This window comes from Haladaptatus paucihalophilus DX253, assembly GCF_000376445.1.
GTDB lineage: Archaea > Halobacteriota > Halobacteria > Halobacteriales > Haladaptataceae > Haladaptatus > Haladaptatus paucihalophilus.
Genome location: NZ_AQXI01000001.1, coordinates 360,976 through 381,908, shown reverse-complemented (window position 1 = coordinate 381,908; position 20,933 = coordinate 360,976). Strand labels below are relative to the sequence as shown.

The following is a 20,933-nucleotide window of genomic DNA, read 5'->3' as shown; positions in this document are numbered from 1 at the left end:
TCCGTTCGCTCCGGTCTCGAAGACGGAGCGAAGATTCGCTCCCTCCGCGTCCGTCGGCTTCGCTCATTCGACCTCGGGTAGCACTTCCTCCTCGTAAAACCGGAAGAACGACTCTTGATCGGGGCCGATTTGGTGGACGTACACGTGGTCGTAGCCCGCGTCGGCGAACTGCTCTACATTCTCGATGTGCGTCTCCGGGTCGGGGTCGGTCACGATGCTCCCCTCGGCGATGTCCTCGCGGGTGACCATTTCACACGCCTGTTCGAAGTGGGTCGGCGTCGGCAGTTGCGAGTTGAGTTCGCCCGCGAGCGCGCTGTTCGGCCACCACTCGTGGGCCGTGTCGATGGCGTCCTCCTCGTCCTCCGCGTAACAGACGGTCATCTGACTATACCGCGGTCCCTCGCCGCCCGCGTCCTCCCACGTCTCCACCGTGTCCTGCGGACCGACGCTCCAGAACCCGTCGCCGAGGTCAGCGGCGGCTTGCGCCGCTCGCTTCCCGTAGGCGGAGACGATGATGTCCGGCGGTTCCTCGGGGAGCGTGTAGAGGCGCGCGTTCTCGACCGTGAAGTGGTCGCCGTAGTAGCTCTGCTGGCCGCCCTGCCACAGTTTGCGGATAATCTCGACCGCTTCTTCGAGCATCTCCGTTCGAACCGCGTGTTCGGGCCAGTGCTCGCCGGTGACGTGTTCGTTCAGGCGCTCGCCCGTCCCGACGCCGAGGAAGAAATCGCCCTCGAACATCGTCGCGGCGGTGGCGGCGGCTTGCGCGACGATGGCCGGATGCATCCGCATGATGGGGCAGTTCACCCCCACCCCGACCGGCAGGTCGTCCGTCGCCCGTGCGACCCCGCCAAGCGTGGACCAGACGAACGGGGCGTTTCCCTGTTGGCTTATCCACGGATGGTAGTGGTCGGAGATGGACGCGAACTCGAATCCCGCCCGCTCTGCGCGGACCGCGTGGTCGACCAGTTCGTTCGGCCCGTGCTCCTCGCTCGAAATGGTGTAGCCGATGTGCGTCATCGCGTTCCTCCGTCGGCGGTCGTGTCGAGAATCATGCCACCGGCGCTACATCGGTCGCCGGTATGAGGACTCTGGCTGAAAACGCAAGGACAGTTTCGACGGCGGTGTCCTCGAATCGCTCCTGCCAGTTCTTACCGCCCCTGCCGTTCCTACCGCTCTTACCGCTCCTGCAGTTGTCTTTGGAGCCGTTGCTGGCGTTCCTGTTGTCGGCGTTGTCCCTGTCGTCGCTGGTGTTCCGATTGTCGTGGTTGTCGCTCCGGTTGCTGCTGTTCGTGCGGTTGCTGTCGTCCCCGTTGTTGCTGTTCGTGCGGTTGCCGTCGTCGCTCGGTGGGGTGTCGATATCGCTCCTCCGTCGGCGAGCGTTGCTGTTCCGACCGGTGTGACCCGCCGTGTCGCCGCTGGCGTTCCCCTCCTTGTCGCCGTTTTCCGTACCGTCGTTCCCGTTGTAGGCGCTCCTGTCGCTGTCGTCGTTCCTGTCTCCCCCCGCGAATTACGGTTCGCTCGACGTCGCTCAGCCGTCGTTCGGACCCGCCCTGTTGCCGTTCGATTCCACCTCGTCGTTCGCCTCCCTCTCGGTGCTGTTCGACCCCGTGCTGTCGCTGTCCCTGCCGCTGGCGACCGTAGCGTCGCTCTTTTTGCTGTCGTTGCTGTCGTCGATGTGGTTCGTGTTGCTCTCCCCGACCGCCTTGCCGACGGTTCGGTTTCGACCCGTACCGTCGCTGGTGGCCCGCCTGCCGTTCTCGTTCTCTCCCTTCCTTCCGCGGACCGCCGTACCGTTGGGGTTCCCGTTCGCTCTCCCGACCGCGTTGGCGCTCACGATGTCGATGATGTGTCATTGTACCTCACGGCTGAGTCGGTCGGAAATCGTTTAGTCGTGCTGGCCGCGGGTGGCCACGCTTAAGACCGGTCGGTGACACCTCCCGACATGGAACCACGAGACCTCTCCGCGCACGTCGCGTATCAGGCCGGACGGGGCATCGAAGAAGTCGCTCGGGAACTCGGTATCGACCCCGACGACCTCGTGAAACTCGCATCGAACGAGAACCCGTTCGGGCCGAGTCCGGCGGCGGTGGACGCCATCCGGGATGCGGCCGGGAACGCGAGCACGTACCCCAAGGCGTCACACACCGACCTCACCGCCCGGCTCGCCGACCGCTGGAACGTCGAATCCGAACAGGTGTGGCTGGCGAACGGCGGCGACGGCGCGCTCGATTACCTCTCGCGCGCCATGCTCGACCCGGGAGATACCGTCCTCGTCCCTTCCCCCGGGTTCGCCTACTACGGCATGAGCGCCCGCTACCACCACGGCGAGGTGAACGAGTACCGCCTCTCCGCCGAGGACGGCTTCTCGCTGACCGCGGACACCGTGCTCTCCCAGTACGACGGCGAGCGAATCGTCTACCTGACCAGCCCGCACAACCCGTCTGGCGGCCGGTTCTCGCTCGACGCCGTGACGAAAATCGCCGACGAGACCGACGAGGAAACGCTCGTCCTCGTGGACGAAGCCTACGGCGAGTACGCCGACGGACCGAGCGCGATTTCGCTCCTCGCCGAGAGCGATGACAGCGACACATCTGCCGGTGTGTCTGGCAATCGCGCTCCGCGTGATGACAGCGATGCACCTACTGGTGCGTCTGGCAATCACGCTCCGCGTGATGACGTTGCGGTCCTCCGCACGTTCTCCAAGGCGTACGGACTCGCGGGCGTCCGGCTCGGCTACGCCGTCGTCCCCGAGGAGTGGGCCGACGCGTACGCACGCGTGAACACGCCCTTCGCGGCCAGCGAACTCGCCTGCCGTGGCGGCCTCGCGGCGCTCACGGACGACGAACACGTCGAGAAGTCCATTGAGACGGCCCGATGGGCGCGCGAGTACATCTACGAGACCCTCGACGCGCCGACGTGGGAGAGCCACGGCAACTTCGTCCTCGCGGAGGTCGGCGACGCGAGCGCCGTCGCCGAGGCGGTCCAGGAACGCGGCGTCATCCTCCGCGACTGCACGAGCTTCGGGCTTCCCGACTGCGTGCGCATCACGTGTGGGACGAAAGACGAAACCCGACGCGCCGTGCGCGAACTCAACGAGGTGCTGTCCTCGTGAGGGTCGCCGTCACCGGAACCCCCGGCACGGGCAAGACGACGGCGACGGAACTGGTCGAAACCGACCTCGAAGTCGTCCACCTGAACGACGCGATTCGGGAGGAGGAACTCCACGACGGGGCGGACGAGGAGCGCGGGAGTCTCTACGCGAACTTCGACGCGATTCGGCAGTGGTTGGACGAACAGGGCGACGGAGGCGACGACCTGCTCGTCGATTCGCACCTCGCCCACCACTTCGACGCCGAGAAGGTCGTCGTCCTCCGGTGTCACCCCGAAGAGCTGCGCGAGCGACTGCTCGAACGCGGCGAGACGGACGCGAAGGCCGAGGAGAACGCCGAGAGCGAGGCTCTCGACGTGATTTTATCGGAGTCGGTCGCGGAACACGGCACCGAGTCGGTCTACGAAATCGACACGACCGACCGAGCGCCGGACGCGGTCGCGTCGGATATCGAGGCCGTTATCGAGGGCGAGCGCGAACCGTCCGCCGGAACCGTCGATTATCTGGAGTACCTCTAATGCTCGACCAACTTCGCCCCGTCGCCAACCGCGCGCTTCGACCGTTCGTCTCGGCATCGACAACTCTCGGATTAACGCCCAACGCGGTGAGTATCATCGCGTTCGTCCTCGCGGGCGGTGCCGGTGTGGCGTTCTACGTCGCCCCGGGTGCCCCCGTCTGGTATCTCGTCGGTGCCGTCCTCGTCTTCCTGAACGGCTGGCTCGACATCCTCGACGGTGCGCTCGCCCGCGAACTCGGCACCGACTCGCCCGCGGGCGACCTGCTCGACCACGTTCTCGACCGCTACGCCGACATCATCCTCATCGTCGGGTTCGCGGCGGGACTGGGCCGGTTCGCGCTCGGACTCGCCGCCGTGACGGGCGTGTTGATGACCTCGTACCTCGGCACGCAAGCCCAAGCCGTCGGGTTGGACCGCGTGTACGGCGGTTTGCTCGGCCGGGCCGACCGGTTGGCGCTCATCGGCATCGTCGGTGCGCTGGCCGCGTTCGTCCAATCCGTCGGCGGGTACTCGCTCGTCGTGCTTTTACTCGCCCTGTTCGCCGTCGTCGGGCACATCACGGCGCTCCAGCGATTTTACTATTCGTGGCGCGCCTTGTCCTGACGTGGCGTGCCATTTATGAGTCGAGACGGTAAATAGCAAGTATGGTTCAGTGTGAGATGTGCGGTGCCGAAACGGCGTCTCCCAAGACTATCAAGGTCGAAGGTGCGGAACTCGACGTGTGTGACAACTGTGCCGACTTCGGCACGGAAGTCAAGACACAACAGACCTCCTCCACCTCGACCAAGTATTCGACGTCTTCGTCCTCGTCTTCGGGCAATTCGAGCACCAGCACTGGCAGTGCGGGGTCATCCGGCGGGTCGCGCTCGCGCCGGAGGGACATGTTCGACGACATGGACGAAATCGCGCCGGATTACGACGACCGAATTCGAAACGCGCGCGAATCGACCGGTCTGAGTCAAGAGGACCTCGCCAAGGAACTCAACGAGAAGGCGAGCCTCATCAGCAAGCTCGAACACGGCGACATCCTGCCGAGCGACAGCGTGCAAAGGAAACTGGAGAAAAAACTCGACATCAGCCTCACCGTCGGTAGCGCCGGGGCGGACGACGAGGAGTGGAGCGGCGGCAGTTCGACCGGGAGTTACACCCTCGGGGACGTGGTGAAACGCAAAGACTGAACTCCACGACGCGATTTCCGTCTTTTTCGACGTTCGTGACGCCGTGAGCGGCGCGAACGCGGCGTGGTGTCTCGTCGATAGAAACGAGCGGTTCGAAGAAGTAGTATATTTCAGTATTTAACAGTGCTTTTTAGTACCATTCAGTACTTTTCGTTGTATTACAGTACTATTTTCCATATTCAGTACTCTCTCCGCCGTATTCAGTATCTTGTCTACCGTTTCGGTGGTATTCGAGCGGATACCGTTCGCTCGGACACGCAATCGGAACGCGTCGGACCTTCCGATTGCGACCGAGGTCCGACCTCGAAACTGGACTCCACGAAAAATCGAAACCCCATCACTCGGGAGCGGGATGTGAGAAACGAGAAAGGGAAAACCGAACGGAGCCGCTTCAGATAACGGCGTCCCAGATCGGCTTGATGATGAAGAAGACCGTCTCGTAGCCGATGTACATGAGGACGAGCACGGACGCCAAGACGGCCGCTTTCGGTTTTTCGAGCGGGAGTCCACGACGCAGCTCGACCGAGCGGGCCTCCACTTCGAAGAAGTCGGTGATGACGAGACCGAGGACGAGCGTCGAGAGGACGATACCGCCGTGGTGGTGGAGCGTCAGGAAGTAAAACGCCGAGAGGACCAGCAGGATGTTGCTGACCTCGTGGGGAATCCAGCGACTCAGCGTTTCGCGGTCGTCGTCTTTTGCCTGTTTCTCGTAGTTACGGGACGCGAGGATACGCGTCAGCATGTTGACCAACACGAGACCGAACACGACGAACCCGGCGTACGGTTCGAGCGCGTCGACCGGTCCGAGTAATGATAGGGGTTGCATGCTCGAAACTCAGTGCGACAGCGTATTATATTCTTTCCAATTGGGCCGCTCGGTCACTCGTCGAAAAACGGCCGACTTGATTCGACGCTGACGAGTTCCATCGACCCGTCGAACGCAACTTCGACCGGTTCGTGCGGTCGGACGGGACGGACCGACCGGTCGTCGGCGAGGAGTTCCACCGCGTCCTCGTCGCGTTCGACGGCCAACGTCACCGGGCCGCGGAGCACCCAGTTATCGACGTGGATGGCGAACGGTGCGACGGGAACGACGGAAACGACCCCGGTACCGCGTTCGACGACCGGTCCTCCGGCGTCGTGCGCGTAGCCCAAACTCCCGGTCGGCGTGGCGACGACCACGGCGTCGGCACGGAACTGGGAAACCTCTTCGCCCGCGACGCGGACGCTGTACTCCGAGATTCGGGCGGGTTCGCTGGTCACCAGCGTCGCATCGAACAGCGCGTCGGCGACGTGTTCACCATCGACCGTTGCCGAGAGTAGCGGTCTGTCCACCGTCGTCCACTCCCCGGCGAGGAGGTCCGCGACGGCGGGTTCGAGGTCGGCCGGAGCGCGACGCTCTCCAGTCCCGGTCCGGCATCGACCGGCAGGACCGGGACCGACACGCCCGCGCGCACGAGGTTCGTTACTGCCTGCTCGCCGACCGCGACGACGACGGTCGGGTTCGCGTCGAGGACGGTTCCGGTGTCCTCGCTCGTCGTCGGTTCGGCTTCGTCACCGAGCGCACCCTCGATTTCCTCGACGACATCGCCGTCGGTACTCGGTACGATGCCTACACGCATTCTGGCCTCCGTCCATAGTGGTCGCGTGGTTCGGTCATTATCAGAACAGTCTCACCCCGACCAGAAAAGGATACCGCGCTCCGAGTGAAATCGCGCGACGGAAACGGACGCGGGTTACTCGTCGTAGGGCCAATCGCCGATTATCTTCATCCCCGCCGCTTGGTCCTCGGCTTCGAGCGCGTCGGCGATTTCCTCGGGGGCTTTGTGTTCGACCTCGAACTCGTCACTCGCGAGGTACACAGCCAACTCGGTGAGGAGGATGGCCTGTTCGCGGAGGTCGCGGACTTCGAGTTTGTCCAGCGTGTCGGCGAAAGTGTGTCCCCATCCACGTCCCTCGTCGCCCGTCTCGCTCATGACGTGATAGCCCGGGACGCCCCACTGGACGAACGGCCAGTGGTCGCTGTGCGGTCCCTGTTCGGGAATCGTCGAGATGGGGTGTCCGTACTGGTCCGCGACTTCGTGAGCCGCGTCGTCCAGTTCGTCGAACCCGTGCGTGGTGAACGTGAGCGTCCGCCCTCGGGCCACGCCGTCGTTGTTCAGGATGGCTTTGATGCCGTCGAAGTCGGTGACGCTGGCCATGTGCGACGACCCGTCGAGACCGACTTCCTCGGCACCGAAGGCGACGAAGTGAACCTTCGTGTCGAGTTCGTCCTCGCGCTCCGCGAGCGCGTTCGCCATCTCGACGACCATGGCCGTTCCCGCGCCGTTGTCCATCGCGCCCTCGGCGATGTCGTGGGCGTCGATGTGGCTGGTGACGAGCACTTCCCGCTCGGTGTCCGGGCCGAGTTCGGCGTGAACGTTCTGGCTGGTCGCGTCGTCTATCTCCGCATCGACGTTCACCGTCACGTCGTCACCTTCCCAGCGCCGAGCGAGTCGAGCACCGACTTCCTTCGAGACGCCGACGGCGGGGATGTCGCCGATGGGGTCCTCTTCGGTGCCGACGCTGCCGGTCGGCGGGAGACAGCCCTCGACGTGGTTGCGGAAGACGAAGGCGGCCGCATCGCCCTCGACGGCGTAGTAGTACTTCTCCCGTCGGTGGATGAACCGGTCGTAGTAGCTCGGGACGTTCGAGGCGACCATCACGACTTTTCCCTCGATGTCGTGCTTCTCGAAGTCGTCCGGGAGTCCGTAGCCGAGGTCTACCAACTCACCGTCGACGCTTCCGGCGGGACTGCGCGGGAGCGCGATGCTGTCCTGCGTCGTCTCGCCGGCCTCGATGGAACTGGACCCCCGCGTCCAGCCCTGTACGTCGAACTCTTCCAACCGGGCGTTCCGTGCGCCGGCCTCGGCGAGCGCGTCGCGGGTAACCTCCGCGGCCGCTCGTTCGCCGTCGCTTCCCGTCATACGGTTCCCGATATCGACTATCGTTTCGAGGAAGTTCCATCCCGCGTCGCTCGTGAACGTCCGCCCGATCCACTGTGACATACGCCTACACATCTCTCAGCCCCCGCCTAAATGTTTCGAAACGTAACATCCTGACAAATCGTCGGTTATTCCGTCACTTTCGGAAGAATCCTCGGCGATTTATAATTCGGGTACTTAAACCACCTATCTATTCATCCCAATATTCCTTCTGTGGCGATGCTTTATAACGAATGATGCCGTTTGACCGATAGACAGTCGGTGATTCCAAGATATGGCTTCACAAGCACCTGACATGGCGCGCGTAGTTGGACTCGACGGTAGTGTCGAAGGGAACGTGAATCTCTCCCCGACGGACGTGGAGAACATGTACCGATTACAGGTACTCGCACGGACATTCGACGAGAAAGCCGTCTCGCTCCACCGGCAGGGGCGGATCGGGACCTACGCGCCATTGCAGGGGCAGGAAGCGGCACAAGTCGGTGCGGCGTACGCGCTTTCGCCGGACGACTACTGCTTCCCGACCTACCGCGACCACGGGATTTACATCACCCGCGGGCACGCGATGCGAGACATCCTGCTCCACCTCTCGGGAGCGGGTAACTACGTGGACCGCGAGGATGCGGACGGACTCCGGACGTTTCCGCCGACGATTCCCATCGCCACCCAACTGCCTCACGCGGTCGGCGTCGGCATGGGTGCGAACTACACGGACGACGACTGCGCCGTCCTCGCCAGCTTCGGTGACGGCGCGACGAGCGAAGGCGACTTCCACGAGGCGCTGAACTTCGCTGGCGTCTTCGAGACGCCGACGGTGTTCTTCTGTCAGAACAACCAGTGGGCGATTTCGGTGCCGCGCGAGCGCCAGACGGCCAGCGCCACCATCGCCCAGAAAGCACAGGCATACGGCTTCGAGGGGGTCCGCGTGGACGGTAACGACGTGCTGGCCGTCTACCGGACCGTCTCCGACGCGCTCGAACGCGCGAAGGAGGGGGAGCCGATACTCATCGAGGCGGTCACGTATCGGCAAGGTGCGCACACCACGACCGACGACCCGACGAAGTACCGCGACGACGCGGAAGTCGATGCGTGGGCGGAAAAGGACCCGATAGAACGGACCCGCGAGTACCTCGAAACGGAGCACGGCTGGACGGACGAGGACGAGGACGAACTTCGTGAGGAGGCGAAAGCGCGGGTCGCGGAAGCGGTCGAGGCCGCCGAAGCGCACGACGGTTACGACGTCGATGCCATCTTCGACCACGTGTACGCGGACGACCATCCCCGCTACTCACGACAGCGCGCCAACGTCCCCGAAAACCCCGACGTTGAACGCTGACGCCCCGCCCGACTCGTTCTCGCCGCAGCGGTCGCCAGCACAGTTATGTGTCGGGCTGTGGTATCCGGCACGGGGTCTACGATGGAACGCCACGAAAGACGAATGGGTGAGTACGGGGCGGAAACCGAGCAAATAGCGGACATCGCCGAGATGGAAATCACGGAGCCGACGCTGACGTGGCTCGAAGTGTCGCAGCCACAGCAGCCGATTCCGCTCGGGAAAAACGACCGGGTGATAGACAGTCGATTCAACGAGCAACACGACGTGTGGGAGGTACTGCTCGTCGCGTTTCCGGACGAGGAAGAAGAATCGTAGTTACAGCATGTCCTTCTGTTTCAGCCCTTCGATGAGGTCATCGACGAGGGCGTCAACGTCGTCGTAGGGGAAGTCCTGTGCGTCGTTCATCTTCGTTGCGAGCTCCATCGCCGTGAAGCTCGTATCGCCCGCTTCGAAGCGCGTGCCGGGACCGTTCGGCAGCGCCGGAACGAGTTCCATCGGGTTGCTGACGGGGTAGTCTGCACCTTCGAACGCGTCTTGGAACTGCTGTCGGAATTCCGCTTCTTTGTCAGCCATGTCAGCCACTGTGTGAGTAAACGGCAAAAACGTTCCGAAACCACGATACACAAGTTGAGAGTTTATTCACCGCTTCAGAGAGGTTTATACGGAGATGGGAACGAGATTCGGTATGGCATTCGATTTCGATTTCGAACTTTTGTGCGAACTGACGGAGGCGAACGGTGCGGCGGGGTACGAGGACCGAATCCGAGACATCGTTCGACGGGAGTTGGAGGACGAAGTTGACGAACTCCACACCGACGCGATGGGGAACGTCGTCGGGACGATAGAAGGGTCCGAGGACTACGACGTCGCCGTCGCCGCCCACATGGACGAAATCGGATTCATGGTCCGGCACGTCAACGAGGACGGTTTCGTCTCGCTCGACGCGCTCGGCGGCTGGGATTCCCGCGTGTTGCGAGCACAGCGCGTCGTCGTTCACGCCGAGGGCGGTGACCTACCCGGCGTTATCGGCTCGGTACCGCCGCACCTGTTGGACGGCGACGAGGAAGAAGAGGACGTCGAGGACGTCTACGTCGACCTCGGGCTTCCGGCGGACGAAGCGACCGAGTGCGTGTCGGTCGGCGACATCGTTACGATGGAACAGACGACGAGGAAAGTCGGCGAGAACGTCTCCGGCAAGGCGCTCGACGACCGCGTTTGTCTCTTCGCCATGCTGGAGGCTGCAAAGCGAATCGAGGACCCCGATGCGACCATCCACTTCTGTGCCACGGTACAGGAGGAAATCGGCCTTCGCGGTGCGACCGCACTCGGCGTCGACGTGGACCCCGACCTCGCGGTCGCCCTCGACGTCACCGTCGCAAACGATTTCCCCGCCGTGAAGCGCGAACGGGACTACGTGACCAGCCTCGGTGACGGCACCGCTATCAAACTCAAGGACGGCAGCGTCGTCACCACCCCGAAGGTCCACCGTCGGATGCGGTCGCTGGCCGAGGCGCGCGACATCCCGTACCAACTCGAAGTGCTCCCCTCGGGCGGGACCGACACCGCCGGTTTCCAGAACACCTACGGTGCGAAACCGGTCGGCGCTATCTCCATCCCGACGCGCTACCTCCACACCGTCACCGAGAGTGCCAACGGCGACGACGTATCCGCGACCATCGATCTCCTCACCGCCTTCCTCGAAACCGAGGACGGCGAGCACGATTACGCGCTCTAGAGCCACCACTTTCAGCCACCACCTTTTACGACGGTCACAAGCAGGAGCGATGGCGACAGCCATCGCTCTTGCTGGCTTCTTCACGGCTTCGCCGTGGAGGAACGAGGGTGCTCCGCTCCCTCGCATTCCCTGTAAAAGCTGGACCAAAAGCACCACGTCACCCCACTTCCGTCGCTCCTTTCAGTCGCTCCGTCCGGGGGTTCCTCGGCCCGTTCGCTCGCTACGCTCGCTCACGGAGAGTCCGCTTGTCGTGAAAATTCATCCGGCCTACCTCTTCTTCCAGTCGCTCACAAAGAACTAGCGACCGGTGAGAGCGATAGACCAATTGAGACGACCGCCAGAAATCGGCTATCGATGCAACTACTAGAAATGAGCACGCGACAGGATTCCGGGGCGGTTGGTGACACAGCCGCTAGTCTCTAGCGTTTTTACCGGAAAATCGAAGATTTTCCGGGCCGACGACCGAGTGGAGCGAGGGAGGAGTGCTTTTGGTCCAGCTTTTACAGGGAATGCGAGGGAGCTTTGCTCCCTCGTTTCTTCACGGCTTTGCCGTGAAGAAGACGGGTCGGCGCGGGTCGATTCGACCCGCGCTGACCGTTCGACCGTCGTAAAAGGTGGTGATAAGGTCGTAGGCAAACCAAAGTATTCAGTACCCATCGGTACAAACCCCCGCTCATGACAGATGGGGAAGCGGATGAATCAGTCACTCGACGTGGATTTCTCCTCGGTTCTGCGGGTGTCGTCGCGGCGGGTGCGGCCGGAACGGCGGCCGCACAGGAAGACGGCACGACGACCAGTTCCGGTGAAAACAACAGCAGTTCCGGCGGCGGCGGTGGCGCGACGAAGACCGTGAAGGTCGGTCCGGGCGGCGACTTGGTGTTCGACCCGGACAAGTTGACCGTCACGCCCGGGACGACGGTCAAGTTCGTCTGGGAGTCGGACGGTCACAACGTCGTCCCCGAAAGCCAACCAGAGGGTGCCGGCTGGGAAGGCTCGGGCAGTGCAAGCGAGCTTTTCGACACCGGTCACACCTACTCACACACGTTCAGCACGGCTGGCGAGTACGCGTACGTTTGTGCCCCGCACAAGAGCGCTGGCATGACCGGTTCCATCACCGTCGGCTCCTCGTCCGGGTCGTCGGAACCGGCGATTCCGGGTAACGCGAAAACGCTCGGCATTGCGACGTCGGGGGCGCTCGCGTTCACCCTCTCGATAGGATACTTCTTCATGAAGTTCGGCGGAGATTACGGCGAAGCGGTCGAGTAGCCTACTCCGCGTCGTCCGGCGTATCGAAGTCGTGGAATGCACGTCCCTTTTCTGTGCTCAGGATATCCAAGCCAGCGGCCGCGCCGCCGCCGACGGAAATGGCCGCCTGTATCTTGTCCGCCCGGGAACACCAGCCCGCGGCGTAGGCGTTTTCGACCGTCGTTTCGTTGTCCGAGTCGGTTTTCACCGTCCCGTCGTCGTTCAACTCACAGCCGAGGTCCTCCGCCATCTCGCGCGACCGTCCGGTGGTGAAGAGGACGTAGGTAGCGTCGTACTCGCCGTCGGCGGTCGTAACCGTGAACCCGTCGTCGGACGTCTCGACGTTCGTGACCTCCTCGCCCTGCTTTCGGTCTGCCCCCTGTTCGTCCACCTGCTCGCGGGCGATTTCCATGAATTCCTCACCGTCGATGCTCTTGATTCCGAGGTAGTTGAACAGGTGTGCGGCGTGCATCGCGGTGTCGTCGGTATCGAAGACGACCGTATCGAGGCCGTTTTTCGCGGTGAACAGTGCCCCACTCAATCCGGCGGGACCGCCGCCGATGACAGCTACATCTGACATACGGTGTCGGATACCACGCTGACGATGATAAAGTTCATCGCTCCAGCAGTTTCTTCGTCTTTCGGTGTCGATACCGGAACATGGGTTCGAAACCGACTTTTGCGAGCGGGCTTCCCGGTTCGCCCAGCGCCGGGAATCGGTAGTTCACCACGTCGCGTACCAGCGTCTTCCCGTCCCCGGCGTAGAACTGGTGGGTGTGTTCCCATTCGGGAAACGGACCGCCTTCCATCACGTCCCGAAACATCGCGGCCCCGTCTTCCTCCTCGCGCCGGACGATTTTCGAAACCCACCGTTGGCGCGGACCGACGTCGAACGGCCGAAGCGACAGCCGGATTTCCGTTCTGTTCCCCAGCACGTCCGGGTCGGACTCTCCCTCCGGTCCGCGGATTCCCTCCACGCGGAGGTTCATCCATCCCGGTGTGAGCGCCTCCAAGCCGTCGAGGGTCGAGTAAAACCGCCACACGTCCTCGAACGGCGCGTCGACCCACACTTCGCGCTGATAGGTAGCCATCGTTCGGGAATTCCGTCGCTCACCTCAAAGGTCTTGTGCGCAACCAGTACGACGGCGATTTATCCCGGCTCCGAACGTACACCGCCCATGCCAAACCTTCGATTCGCCGAGACGGGCGATGCCGCCGACATCGCGGCCATCTACGCACCGGTCGTCCGCGAAACGACCATCTCGTTCGAGACGACGCCACCGGACGAAGACGAGATGGCGGACCGCATCCAAACGACCCTGCCAACCTATCCATGGGTGGTCTGTGAACACGACGACGAACTCCTCGGCTACGCCTACGCGGGCTCTCACCGGTCACGCGAGGCGTACCAGTGGTCCGCGGACGTGTCCGTGTACGTCCACCGCGACCATCGTCGGTCGGGCGTCGGGAACGGTCTCTACGAGTCTCTGTTCTCGCTCCTCGAAAGACAGGGCTTCTACAACGCGTACGCCGGAATCGCGCTCCCGAATCCCGCCAGCGTCGGCCTCCACGAATCGCTCGGATTCGAGCACGTCGGGACGTACGAAGCCGTCGGCTACAAAGACGACGCGTGGCGGAGCGTGGGCTGGTGGCACCGTCGGCTCCGACCTCTCGACGACCCGGAACCGCCGCTCCCCCTAACTGAAGTACCGGAGAACGCCGTGGAAGACGCGTTGAATTGCGGCCGCGAATCGATACGAATCACTTGAGTCGCTCTTGGAGGAACGACGGGTGGGCTGCGGTGACGCCGTCGATGGTGAGGATGTCGTCGCTGATGACGCCCCCGACCGCATCGCCGTTCGGCGCGCGCACTTCGGCCATCAGCATGTGGTCGCCGCTGCACGTGTAGAGCGTATCGATATCTTCGAGTTCCTGTAGCGCTCGGGTCGCCTCGACGTAGCGTTCGCTTTCGACGTCGATACCGACCAGAGCGATACTCTGGCTCGACAGCTTCTTCGGGTCGATTTCAGCAGAATACCCGACGATGACGCCTTCAGCTTCGAGCTGGTCGATGTATTTTCGAACGGTCGGTTTCGAAACACCGGCCCGGTCCGCGATTTCCGAGTACGACGCTTGCGCATCGTCCTCTAACACCCGGAGAATGCGGTCTTCGGTCGATTCCGTGCTCATGTTACCAGTATGTTTCCCGCACAGGAAAAAATACCTTGCGAATTGAAAAACACATTAGCAACCATGAAAAGGTTGTTAGATCCGTCGAGAACGGAGAAACGAGATTACTTGTGGCGGTCGAGGAAGTCGTAGCTCCGTTCCCACTCGTAATCGTCGTCGAAGTACCGCTCTGCGAGCGGCGTTTCCGGCATGTCGCCCGTGGACTGTTTCTCCTGCTGGTAGGAGGGGCGCTCGTCGTTCACGTAGAAGCGGCCGGTGAGGACCTTGCCCTCGTAGAGCGCGTCCTCGGCGTCGTGCATCGCTTCCATCGCTTCACGACGGTCGTGAACGTCGAAGTCGTAGTCGTCGCTGTCCTGCACGTCGATGTACGGGACGTACTGCTTTGCGTCCTTGTTCCACGTCGGGCACTGCGTGAGGAAGTCCACGTGTGCGAACCCGTCGTGTTCCATCGCCTCGGCGAGGATTTCCTTCGCCTGGTTCGGATTGACGGCCGCCGTTCGCGCGACGTACGTCGCACCCGAGGTGAGCGAGAGCGAGAGCGGTCGAATCGGGCTCTTCGCGTTCCCGCGCGGCTGGGTCTTCGACTTGTGTCCCTTCGGGGACGTGGGCGACGTCTGCCCCTTCGTCAGTCCGAAGATCTCGTTGTCGAAGACGATGTAGGTCATGTCGTGGTTCTCACGAGCCGTGTGCATGAAGTGGTTCCCGCCGATTCCGTAGCCGTCTCCGTCACCGCCTGCGGCGATGACTTCGAGGTCGGGGTTGGCGAGTTTGGCCGCTCGTGCGACCGGCAGGGACCGCCCGTGGATGGAGTGGAAGCCGTAGCTCTGGAAGTAGCTCGAGAGCTTCCCGGAACAGCCGATACCCGTGACGAGCAGCGTCTCGTCCGGCGTGCGGCCGACTTCGGGCATCGCCTGTTTCAGCGCCTTCAAGACGCCGAAGTCACCACAGCCCGGACACCACGTCGCTTGCGGTTCGAGGCTGGGCGTGAACTCGTTCACGTCGATATCTCGTTCTTCGTCGATTGCGTTGAATACACTCATTTTCAGTCACCCGTTGCGGATTCGATGCGCGTGTTGTGCGCTGGCTCGGCACTGCCGTCGAGTCGTGCTTCGAAGCCGTCTACGACGTCGGTCGGCTCGAACGGGTTGCCGTCGTATTTCAGCAGGCTGAACAGCTTGTCGCCGTGCTTGCCGGTCGCCGCCTGAATGTGGCGGCGGAACTGTGCCGTGGCGTTCATCTCGACGACGAGCGCTTCGTCGACGCCTTCGAGGAACGAATTGACCTCGTTCTTCGGGAACGGCACCATGTCGCTGACGTTCATGGCTTTGACCGAGTGGCCATCCTCGTTCAACATGTCGACTGCCTCCTCGACGGCACCCTTCGTGCTGCCGAAGTTGAGGATGGCGTAGTCGGCGTCCTCGTCGCCGTAGACGGTCTGGTGGGACTCGTCCATCGCGTCGAGTTCGTCGCGGATGGCGTCGAGTTTCTCCATCCGTCGGTCCATCTGTGTGACGCGGTTGTCCGGGTCCTCGCTGATGTGACCGGCCTCGTTGTGCTCGTTACCGGACGCGAGGAAGTTGCCGCCCTTCTGTCCCGGCAGGGAGCGCGGGCTGACGCCATCTTCGCCGTCGTAGCGGTAGCGCTTGAAGCGACCGGCGAGACGCTCGCCCTGCTCGATGTCTTCCTCGGTCACGACTTCGCCGATGTCCGGGTTCGGCTCGCGGTCGAACGTGGACTCCGTAACCGTCTCGTGACCGCCGGAGAGTTTCTGGTCGTAGAGGATGATGCTCGGAATCTGGTAGTTGTACGCGAGTTCGAACGCCTTGCGCGTCTGGATATACGATTCCCGGGCATCACCCGGTGCGAAGACGACGCGGTTCGAGTCGCCCTGACTCGTGTACAGGACGTGTTCGAGGTCGCCCTGTTCGGGTTTCGTCGGCATCCCGGTCGAGGGACCGGCGCGCATCGATTCGACGAGCACGATGGGCGTCTCGGTGATTTCCGCGAGTCCGAGCGGTTCGGACATCAGCGCGAATCCACCGCCGGACGACCCGCTCATCGCCTTTGCACCCGCGTGGCTCGCACCGATTGCGAGCGAGGCGGCGGCGATTTCGTCCTCGACCTGTTCGGAGATTCCGCCGAGGTCGGGGAGGTGCTGGGTCATGATGGTGAACACGTCGGTCCACGGCGTCATCGGGTACCCGGAGATGAACCGACATCCCTCGTCGATGGCACCGTAGGCGATACCGTGGCTCCCCGAGATGAGGATCTGTTCCTCGTCGTGTTCGCTCTCGGGAACGGTGACGCCAACGTCGGTGTCGTAGTTCTCCTTGACGTCCTCGTAGGACTCTCGAAGGATTTCGAGGTTCGGTTCGAGGATTTTCTCCGGCATGGCCTCGCTCATCAGCTCCTCGACGATTTCGAGGTCGAGGTCGATGATGGCGCACGTCGCGCCGACGCCGGCCGTGTTTCGCATGACTTCGCGGCCGTGCTCCTTGGCGAGTCCGCGAAGGTCCAAGTCGAAGACGTGCCAGTTGTTCTCCTCGACGCGCTCATCGAAGTCCGGAATGTCGTCGGTGTCGAGCAGTCCCGAATCGTAGATGATGACGCCACCCTCGCGGAGTTCGTCCAAGTTCTCCGACAGGGGCTTGATCTCTTCGTTGCCGTAGTAGGCTTCTTCCTGTGGGTTTCGCGCGAAGCTGTCTCCGAGCGCGAGGAGGAAGTTGTAGTTGTCCCCGCGCGATTTGACTTCGTGGTCCGCCGCGCGAATCTCCACGTAGGTGTGGCCGCCGCGAATGCGCGACGGATAGTGTCGGTGCGTGAATACGTGTAACCCTGCTCGCATGAGGGCTTTTGCAAAGTTCTGACTCGTCGAGTCGATCCCGTCACCGGAACCGCCTGCGATTCGCCAGATGAGTTCGTCATCCGTCATAATTGAAGCTCCTGGCCTCCCGGGCCTAGTGGATAAGAGTTGAGTCGCAAGGTGGTAAAGCCTTTGCCATAGATTAGCAAGGAACTATTGTGATAGATGGCGCGTAACGGCTGATTTCAGGCGATTTGACTGGATAAACTCTGCATTTATTAATGATTGTTTAACCGTTGCTGGACAGACCTTTACGACAGCCCGCGGTTATTGCACCACCATTTTTAGGCGGATGTTTTAATATATAAATATAGATAAATCAAATAACTTTTTAAACCAAACCGATGCAAAACTCGTCGAATCTCATGAACCGAGTCGTATCGAGCACCATCGTGCTACTACTACTCACGACGACATTTCTACCGTCGGTAACGACGGCGAACGAACCGCCGCTCGCGGACGCTGGTCTCGACCAGCACGTCGCGCGAGGAAGCACCGTCCTTCTCGACGCCACTGGCTCACACGACCCGGATGGATACGTCGAAGGATACGAATGGACGATAGAGACACCCGGTAATCGAACGATCGAACCGAACTGTCCGAGTTGTCCGCAAACCCGATTCCGTCCGAACACCGTCGGAACGTACACGGTATCTGTGACGGTTACCGACGAGGATGGTACTAAAAGTCGAGACTCGCTCTACATCACCGTGTCGCCGGGCGAGTCCCCGACCGTTGACGTTTCGGGTTCACGCACCCCTTTCGTCGGCCAGCAAACGGTTTACTCCGCGACTATCGATGCGGGTTCTGCATCGCTCGACCACATCGTTTGGTCACTCGATGGAACGGCTATCGCCACAGATTCTCTCTCGGGTGCGAAAGACGTCGATACTATCACCCGGACGTTCCCGAACACCGGTACGAGAACGGTTACCGCTACTGTGTACGATACGGACGGACAGACGGACACGGATTCGATCGATTTGTCCGTCCGATCGAACGGGAGCCCCCCACCGTCGAGTTCCACTGCCCAGAAGTACACGCCAACTGTTGCTGGTGATTCACTGATCACGGGGACGGCACCGTTTCGTGGAACGTATCGTTTGAAGTCTATCCCCACACCGAACCAAATACGTTCCGTCCGTTGGTTTGGAGACGGCGTACGACTCGCAAGCGGTCGAACGCTGACGACCGACTGGAAAGCGGGTGACCATTCGCTGTACGCCGCCGTCTCCTACTCTGATGGCTCCCACGACATCGCCCGTTTTTCCGACGGGACGACCACTGTCGTAGCCGACCCCAAACCCACGATTGACCTCCCATCGCTCGACAGTTATGGTGCGGTTTCTGGTCGAACCACCGCGACAGATCCGTACGGTAACCTGCAATCGGTTCGCGTCCAGCTGGGTGGAAAGAGAATCGGCCACACTAAAATGGATGCCACCTCCCCCGGAGCGATGCAGCGGCATCGATCGGTATCCTTCGACACTCGGGATTTCAAGGTCGGTAAGAAGTACACGCTCTCCGTGACGGCAGTCGATTTTCACGGCCAAAAAAGCACGCTGAAACGGACCATAACACCCGCGAAGATGCCGAAAATCATCCAATCAGGGTTCGTTAAAAACGATGTAGATTCGTACGATGAGCGGATCGACCCGAAACGATATACTGCACACCACGTGACGAAAATAGATTTAAATGGAGTTGATCCGTCGGATGTCAAATTCCATTTCACCACCAAACATGAAAAGAAGCTGATAAAACTATCCGGAGAGGAATCTGTAAACGGGGATATTTTATCCATTAATACACTCTGGGCTGGCTCTACTCCGAAAAACTATGATATTGTCCAAAATATCAACATAGAGAACCCAAATTCGGGGAATAGTGAATGGTTCTATGAAGAAAAACATTTCTTGCATGTGAACCCCAGCCCTCCAGAAATTCGACTTTCGGTCATCCGCGATGGGGGGACCGGTTATCGTCCGACCAATCTGGGGATGGTTGTGGATGCGGGCGACTCGTTCGACCCGGATGGATCAGAGTTAAGGTATATCTGGAAACAAGGAGCTAATCCGATCACTCCGGATAACACGACAGCGAAGTTTAGCTCCGTCGAACTCGCTGGACTGGAAGTCCGCGACGGATACAACAAGTCGGCTTCGGTCAATTCCCACTTTCTCAACTACTTCGCGCCGGAGATTAAAAATGTGGAGTTGCTTTCGGACGGGCCTTACAAACCAAACGAGACGATACGTCTACGGGTCACGACCGAACGATACAAATTTAGCAAAAATAGCTATCACCTTCGATATGATTTGGGGATTTCAATTGAAGGTGCATCCGGTTCGATCACTGATTGGCAAAAAGACAAGATTACGAAAAGGAGTCTTAAAGAAAATTTCCACGGTACGGACCCTCGATACTACACTGGAATCGTGGAGCTTCCAGCATCCCAACTGTTCCGGAAAAACGACACCGTGAAGGTGCGGGTATATAACGAAGAGAGACCGGAGACGTACAACGAGATCGAAATTCCGGATGTCGAGGTAATGCGGAGATACGGTCAGTTCTGGACGAACCCCAGAATCAAGAGCACGGAGTATTTCGTTAACCGGCCGACGTACGACTGGAAACTCGCAACATCGCCGGAGAAACGCGACCGCTATCTCTCGAAGGGATATTCAGTCGATCAGAAGAGTCGTGATGGCTTCGAGTACTCGCTCGAAGAGCGCAAAAAGGTTCGGGACGCGAAATACGAAGATGTTGATCGGTCGTTCTCGACCGAGTTACAGCAGTCGGCATTCTTACAGGGACACCCGAACTGGTGGTCGACGGGTCGCAAGGCGGAAAAATACACCTACACGACGACCGAGCACGAATGGCACGATTCGAAATCGGGGAGAGGGAGATTCACCGGGGAGACACGACGTGTGCAGGTTCACCCGGCGCAGTATCGAACGTTGAAACAGTTCGCTCACGAACACGAAGTGACGAAGACGGGGACTAGAACGGTCCGGAAGACGAAACAGGTCGAAGTGACGAAAACGGATACCAAATACGTGATGCAGTGTCGTCCGAACGGTATTTGTTTCGAAGTTCCGGAGCAGTACACGTACACGACGACCGTCTCAAGGACGTACACGACGACCGAGACATATACCTATACGGTCACCGAGACGGATACCTACTGGTCGTATCAAAAATTTAACTTCGATGACTACTATACGGGTGAACAAAAGCGAGTGAAAGTAGAGGATGCAGAGTACGATACAGAGTATCGGTTCGAGTACTCGGAACGACACACGGGCGTAGACTACACGTACGGAGTGCAAACGCGGGAGAAAGTCCGAGATGCACAGTACGAATGGCAAGAGCAGTCAACGACGACGAAACGGGATGTCGCAATGTCGTTCGCCCGGAACAGTGATTGGCGAATTGGAAGTTATCGCCCGAACGTGAAGTGGAGTCTAAAGAAGCGGACGGGTACCGAGACCAAAACTGTCGATCAGTATCTGGAATCAGATACCGTCGTAATGACCTACGTGACTGCAAAAGTCGACCTTGTTCGTCAGTATGTTACCGAAGGTGGCGAAATTCAGAACAATACTGTCGGGGAGAAGATCGTTGATGAGTCCTTCCAAAATCTCCTGACCGACTCTGATCTTCGGACGCAACTCAAACACCACCGAGACCAACGAGAAAACGGCTGTAATGGTGAAACAAACTGCATGACATAACACATTAATTTTATATACTTATTGTGCACAAATCAT

23 protein-coding genes are annotated in these 20,933 nt (G+C 60.7%); 11 read left to right on the top strand and 12 right to left on the bottom strand.

The window, feature by feature from the left end; all coding sequences use genetic code 11:
- Window positions 1-63: 63 nt before the first annotated feature.
- Window positions 64-1,017, bottom strand: a complete 954-nt coding sequence (locus tag B208_RS0102210; protein ID WP_007979121.1) for a TIGR03557 family F420-dependent LLM class oxidoreductase — start codon at window positions 1,015-1,017, stop codon at window positions 64-66.
- A 62-nt stretch (window positions 1,018-1,079) separates the two neighbouring features.
- On the opposite strand from B208_RS0102210, the gene B208_RS23695 reads away from it, so the two are divergent.
- A complete protein-coding gene (locus B208_RS23695) occupies window positions 1,080-1,400 on the top strand; it encodes a hypothetical protein (protein WP_139025492.1) in 321 nt (106 codons plus the stop codon).
- Between the two features lie 128 nt (window positions 1,401-1,528).
- On the opposite strand, the gene B208_RS0102200 is transcribed toward B208_RS23695, so the two are convergent.
- Window positions 1,529-1,834 (bottom strand): hypothetical protein, encoded by a 306-nt coding sequence (locus B208_RS0102200; RefSeq protein WP_007979128.1) that lies wholly within the window; start codon window positions 1,832-1,834, stop codon window positions 1,529-1,531.
- A gap of 108 nt (window positions 1,835-1,942) precedes the next feature.
- On the opposite strand from B208_RS0102200, the gene B208_RS0102195 reads away from it, so the two are divergent.
- Genes B208_RS0102195 through B208_RS0102180 form a run of 4 tightly spaced genes read left to right on the top strand, consistent with a single transcriptional unit; the run spans window position 1,943 to window position 4,804 of the window.
- Window positions 1,943-3,112, top strand: a complete 1,170-nt coding sequence (locus B208_RS0102195; protein WP_007979130.1) for an aminotransferase class I/II-fold pyridoxal phosphate-dependent enzyme — start codon at window positions 1,943-1,945, stop codon at window positions 3,110-3,112.
- Window positions 3,109-3,627, top strand: a complete 519-nt coding sequence (locus B208_RS0102190) for an adenylate kinase family protein (protein WP_007979131.1) — start codon at window positions 3,109-3,111, stop codon at window positions 3,625-3,627. Before B208_RS0102195 ends, B208_RS0102190 begins: the two co-directional genes overlap by 4 nt.
- The gene (locus tag B208_RS0102185) at window positions 3,627-4,229 is read left to right on the top strand and encodes a CDP-alcohol phosphatidyltransferase family protein (protein ID WP_007979132.1); all 603 of its coding nucleotides are present in this window, start codon (window positions 3,627-3,629) and stop codon (window positions 4,227-4,229) included. Before B208_RS0102190 ends, B208_RS0102185 begins: the two co-directional genes overlap by 1 nt.
- Window positions 4,230-4,270: 41 nt before the next feature.
- Window positions 4,271-4,804 carry a multiprotein bridging factor aMBF1 gene (locus B208_RS0102180; protein ID WP_007979134.1) on the top strand — a complete coding sequence of 178 codons (534 nt, stop codon included), beginning with the start codon at window positions 4,271-4,273 and terminating at the stop codon, window positions 4,802-4,804.
- A 391-nt stretch (window positions 4,805-5,195) separates the two neighbouring features.
- Here the strand turns inward: B208_RS0102180 and B208_RS0102175 are convergent, their stop codons facing one another.
- From B208_RS0102175 to B208_RS0102165, 4 genes are all read right to left on the bottom strand, one after another.
- The gene (locus tag B208_RS0102175; RefSeq protein ID WP_007979135.1) at window positions 5,196-5,630 is read right to left on the bottom strand and encodes a DUF7313 family protein; all 435 of its coding nucleotides are present in this window, start codon (window positions 5,628-5,630) and stop codon (window positions 5,196-5,198) included.
- Window positions 5,631-5,683: 53 nt separating this feature from the next.
- Complete coding sequence (locus B208_RS24640; RefSeq protein ID WP_232423701.1) at window positions 5,684-6,139, bottom strand: NAD(+)/NADH kinase; 456 nt, start codon at window positions 6,137-6,139, stop codon at window positions 5,684-5,686.
- Window positions 6,064-6,426: a hypothetical protein gene (locus B208_RS24635; RefSeq protein WP_018128673.1), complete on the bottom strand. Its 363-nt coding sequence runs from the start codon at window positions 6,424-6,426 to the stop codon at window positions 6,064-6,066. Before B208_RS24635 ends, B208_RS24640 begins: the two co-directional genes overlap by 76 nt.
- 114 nt (window positions 6,427-6,540) lie before the next feature.
- The gene (locus B208_RS0102165; protein WP_007979137.1) at window positions 6,541-7,851 is read right to left on the bottom strand and encodes a M28 family peptidase; all 1,311 of its coding nucleotides are present in this window, start codon (window positions 7,849-7,851) and stop codon (window positions 6,541-6,543) included.
- Window positions 7,852-8,062: 211 nt separating this feature from the next.
- Between B208_RS0102165 and pdhA the strand changes: the two genes are divergently transcribed.
- The gene (gene pdhA / locus B208_RS0102160) at window positions 8,063-9,124 is read left to right on the top strand and encodes a pyruvate dehydrogenase (acetyl-transferring) E1 component subunit alpha (RefSeq protein WP_232423700.1); all 1,062 of its coding nucleotides are present in this window, start codon (window positions 8,063-8,065) and stop codon (window positions 9,122-9,124) included.
- Between the two features lie 81 nt (window positions 9,125-9,205).
- Window positions 9,206-9,439: a hypothetical protein gene (locus B208_RS0102155; RefSeq protein ID WP_232423699.1), complete on the top strand. Its 234-nt coding sequence runs from the start codon at window positions 9,206-9,208 to the stop codon at window positions 9,437-9,439.
- Here B208_RS0102155 and B208_RS0102150 read toward each other — a convergent pair whose 3' ends face one another.
- Window positions 9,440-9,697 (bottom strand): MTH865 family protein, encoded by a 258-nt coding sequence (locus B208_RS0102150; RefSeq protein WP_007979146.1) that lies wholly within the window; start codon window positions 9,695-9,697, stop codon window positions 9,440-9,442.
- Between the two features lie 112 nt (window positions 9,698-9,809).
- Here B208_RS0102150 and B208_RS0102145 point away from each other — a divergent pair, with 112 nt between their 5' ends.
- Window positions 9,810-10,859 (top strand): M42 family metallopeptidase, encoded by a 1,050-nt coding sequence (locus B208_RS0102145; RefSeq protein WP_007979149.1) that lies wholly within the window; start codon window positions 9,810-9,812, stop codon window positions 10,857-10,859.
- A 675-nt stretch (window positions 10,860-11,534) separates the two neighbouring features.
- Window positions 11,535-12,125 carry a plastocyanin/azurin family copper-binding protein gene (locus B208_RS0102140; protein WP_007978914.1) on the top strand — a complete coding sequence of 197 codons (591 nt, stop codon included), beginning with the start codon at window positions 11,535-11,537 and terminating at the stop codon, window positions 12,123-12,125.
- A 1-nt stretch (window position 12,126) separates the two neighbouring features.
- Here B208_RS0102140 and B208_RS0102135 read toward each other — a convergent pair whose 3' ends face one another.
- Together B208_RS0102135 and B208_RS0102130 are read right to left on the bottom strand one after the other, a co-directional pair.
- Window positions 12,127-12,684: an NAD(P)/FAD-dependent oxidoreductase gene (locus B208_RS0102135; RefSeq protein ID WP_007978912.1), complete on the bottom strand. Its 558-nt coding sequence runs from the start codon at window positions 12,682-12,684 to the stop codon at window positions 12,127-12,129.
- A gap of 34 nt (window positions 12,685-12,718) precedes the next feature.
- The gene (locus tag B208_RS0102130; RefSeq protein ID WP_018128671.1) at window positions 12,719-13,195 is read right to left on the bottom strand and encodes an SRPBCC family protein; all 477 of its coding nucleotides are present in this window, start codon (window positions 13,193-13,195) and stop codon (window positions 12,719-12,721) included.
- Between the two features lie 87 nt (window positions 13,196-13,282).
- On the opposite strand from B208_RS0102130, the gene B208_RS0102125 reads away from it, so the two are divergent.
- On the top strand, window positions 13,283-13,873 hold the full coding sequence (locus tag B208_RS0102125) for an arsinothricin resistance N-acetyltransferase ArsN1 family B (protein WP_007978908.1): 591 nt from the start codon (window positions 13,283-13,285) through the stop codon (window positions 13,871-13,873).
- Here B208_RS0102125 and lrpA1 read toward each other — a convergent pair.
- The 3 genes from lrpA1 to B208_RS0102110 all read right to left on the bottom strand — a co-directional run bounded on the left by lrpA1 (window position 13,866) and on the right by B208_RS0102110 (window position 17,226).
- Complete coding sequence (gene lrpA1, locus B208_RS0102120) at window positions 13,866-14,294, bottom strand: HTH-type transcriptional regulator LrpA1 (RefSeq protein WP_007978906.1); 429 nt, start codon at window positions 14,292-14,294, stop codon at window positions 13,866-13,868. The genes B208_RS0102125 and lrpA1 overlap by 8 nt on opposite strands.
- A gap of 104 nt (window positions 14,295-14,398) precedes the next feature.
- On the bottom strand, window positions 14,399-15,334 hold the full coding sequence (locus tag B208_RS0102115) for a thiamine pyrophosphate-dependent enzyme (protein WP_007978905.1): 936 nt from the start codon (window positions 15,332-15,334) through the stop codon (window positions 14,399-14,401).
- A gap of 2 nt (window positions 15,335-15,336) precedes the next feature.
- On the bottom strand, window positions 15,337-17,226 hold the full coding sequence (locus B208_RS0102110; RefSeq protein ID WP_007978903.1) for a 2-oxoacid:acceptor oxidoreductase subunit alpha: 1,890 nt from the start codon (window positions 17,224-17,226) through the stop codon (window positions 15,337-15,339).
- Window positions 17,227-17,522: 296 nt separating this feature from the next.
- Here B208_RS0102110 and B208_RS0102105 point away from each other — a divergent pair, with 296 nt between their 5' ends.
- Window positions 17,523-20,897 (top strand): PKD domain-containing protein, encoded by a 3,375-nt coding sequence (locus tag B208_RS0102105; protein WP_007978901.1) that lies wholly within the window; start codon window positions 17,523-17,525, stop codon window positions 20,895-20,897.
- Window positions 20,898-20,933 lie beyond the last annotated feature (36 nt).

What these genes read in the sequence shown, in the direction of transcription:
- B208_RS0102210 (WP_007979121.1), bottom strand. Translation starts at nt 1,017, where the DNA reads ATGACGCACATCGGCTACACCATTTCGAGCGAGGAGCACGGGCCGAAC.
- B208_RS23695 (WP_139025492.1), top strand. Translation starts at nt 1,080, where the DNA reads ATGAGGACTCTGGCTGAAAACGCAAGGACAGTTTCGACGGCGGTGTCC.
- B208_RS0102195 (WP_007979130.1), top strand. Translation starts at nt 1,943, where the DNA reads ATGGAACCACGAGACCTCTCCGCGCACGTCGCGTATCAGGCCGGACGG.
- B208_RS0102185 (WP_007979132.1), top strand. Translation starts at nt 3,627, where the DNA reads ATGCTCGACCAACTTCGCCCCGTCGCCAACCGCGCGCTTCGACCGTTC.
- B208_RS0102180 (WP_007979134.1), top strand. Translation starts at nt 4,271, where the DNA reads ATGGTTCAGTGTGAGATGTGCGGTGCCGAAACGGCGTCTCCCAAGACT.
- B208_RS0102175 (WP_007979135.1), bottom strand. Translation starts at nt 5,630, where the DNA reads ATGCAACCCCTATCATTACTCGGACCGGTCGACGCGCTCGAACCGTAC.
- B208_RS24635 (WP_018128673.1), bottom strand. Translation starts at nt 6,426, where the DNA reads ATGCGTGTAGGCATCGTACCGAGTACCGACGGCGATGTCGTCGAGGAA.
- B208_RS0102165 (WP_007979137.1), bottom strand. Translation starts at nt 7,851, where the DNA reads ATGTCACAGTGGATCGGGCGGACGTTCACGAGCGACGCGGGATGGAAC.
- pdhA (WP_232423700.1), top strand. Translation starts at nt 8,063, where the DNA reads ATGGCTTCACAAGCACCTGACATGGCGCGCGTAGTTGGACTCGACGGT.
- B208_RS0102155 (WP_232423699.1), top strand. Translation starts at nt 9,206, where the DNA reads ATGGAACGCCACGAAAGACGAATGGGTGAGTACGGGGCGGAAACCGAG.
- B208_RS0102150 (WP_007979146.1), bottom strand. Translation starts at nt 9,697, where the DNA reads ATGGCTGACAAAGAAGCGGAATTCCGACAGCAGTTCCAAGACGCGTTC.
- B208_RS0102145 (WP_007979149.1), top strand. Translation starts at nt 9,810, where the DNA reads ATGGCATTCGATTTCGATTTCGAACTTTTGTGCGAACTGACGGAGGCG.
- B208_RS0102140 (WP_007978914.1), top strand. Translation starts at nt 11,535, where the DNA reads ATGACAGATGGGGAAGCGGATGAATCAGTCACTCGACGTGGATTTCTC.
- B208_RS0102135 (WP_007978912.1), bottom strand. Translation starts at nt 12,684, where the DNA reads ATGTCAGATGTAGCTGTCATCGGCGGCGGTCCCGCCGGATTGAGTGGG.
- B208_RS0102130 (WP_018128671.1), bottom strand. Translation starts at nt 13,195, where the DNA reads ATGGCTACCTATCAGCGCGAAGTGTGGGTCGACGCGCCGTTCGAGGAC.
- B208_RS0102125 (WP_007978908.1), top strand. Translation starts at nt 13,283, where the DNA reads ATGCCAAACCTTCGATTCGCCGAGACGGGCGATGCCGCCGACATCGCG.
- lrpA1 (WP_007978906.1), bottom strand. Translation starts at nt 14,294, where the DNA reads ATGAGCACGGAATCGACCGAAGACCGCATTCTCCGGGTGTTAGAGGAC.
- B208_RS0102115 (WP_007978905.1), bottom strand. Translation starts at nt 15,334, where the DNA reads ATGAGTGTATTCAACGCAATCGACGAAGAACGAGATATCGACGTGAAC.
- B208_RS0102110 (WP_007978903.1), bottom strand. Translation starts at nt 17,226, where the DNA reads ATGACGGATGACGAACTCATCTGGCGAATCGCAGGCGGTTCCGGTGAC.
- B208_RS0102105 (WP_007978901.1), top strand. Translation starts at nt 17,523, where the DNA reads ATGAACCGAGTCGTATCGAGCACCATCGTGCTACTACTACTCACGACG.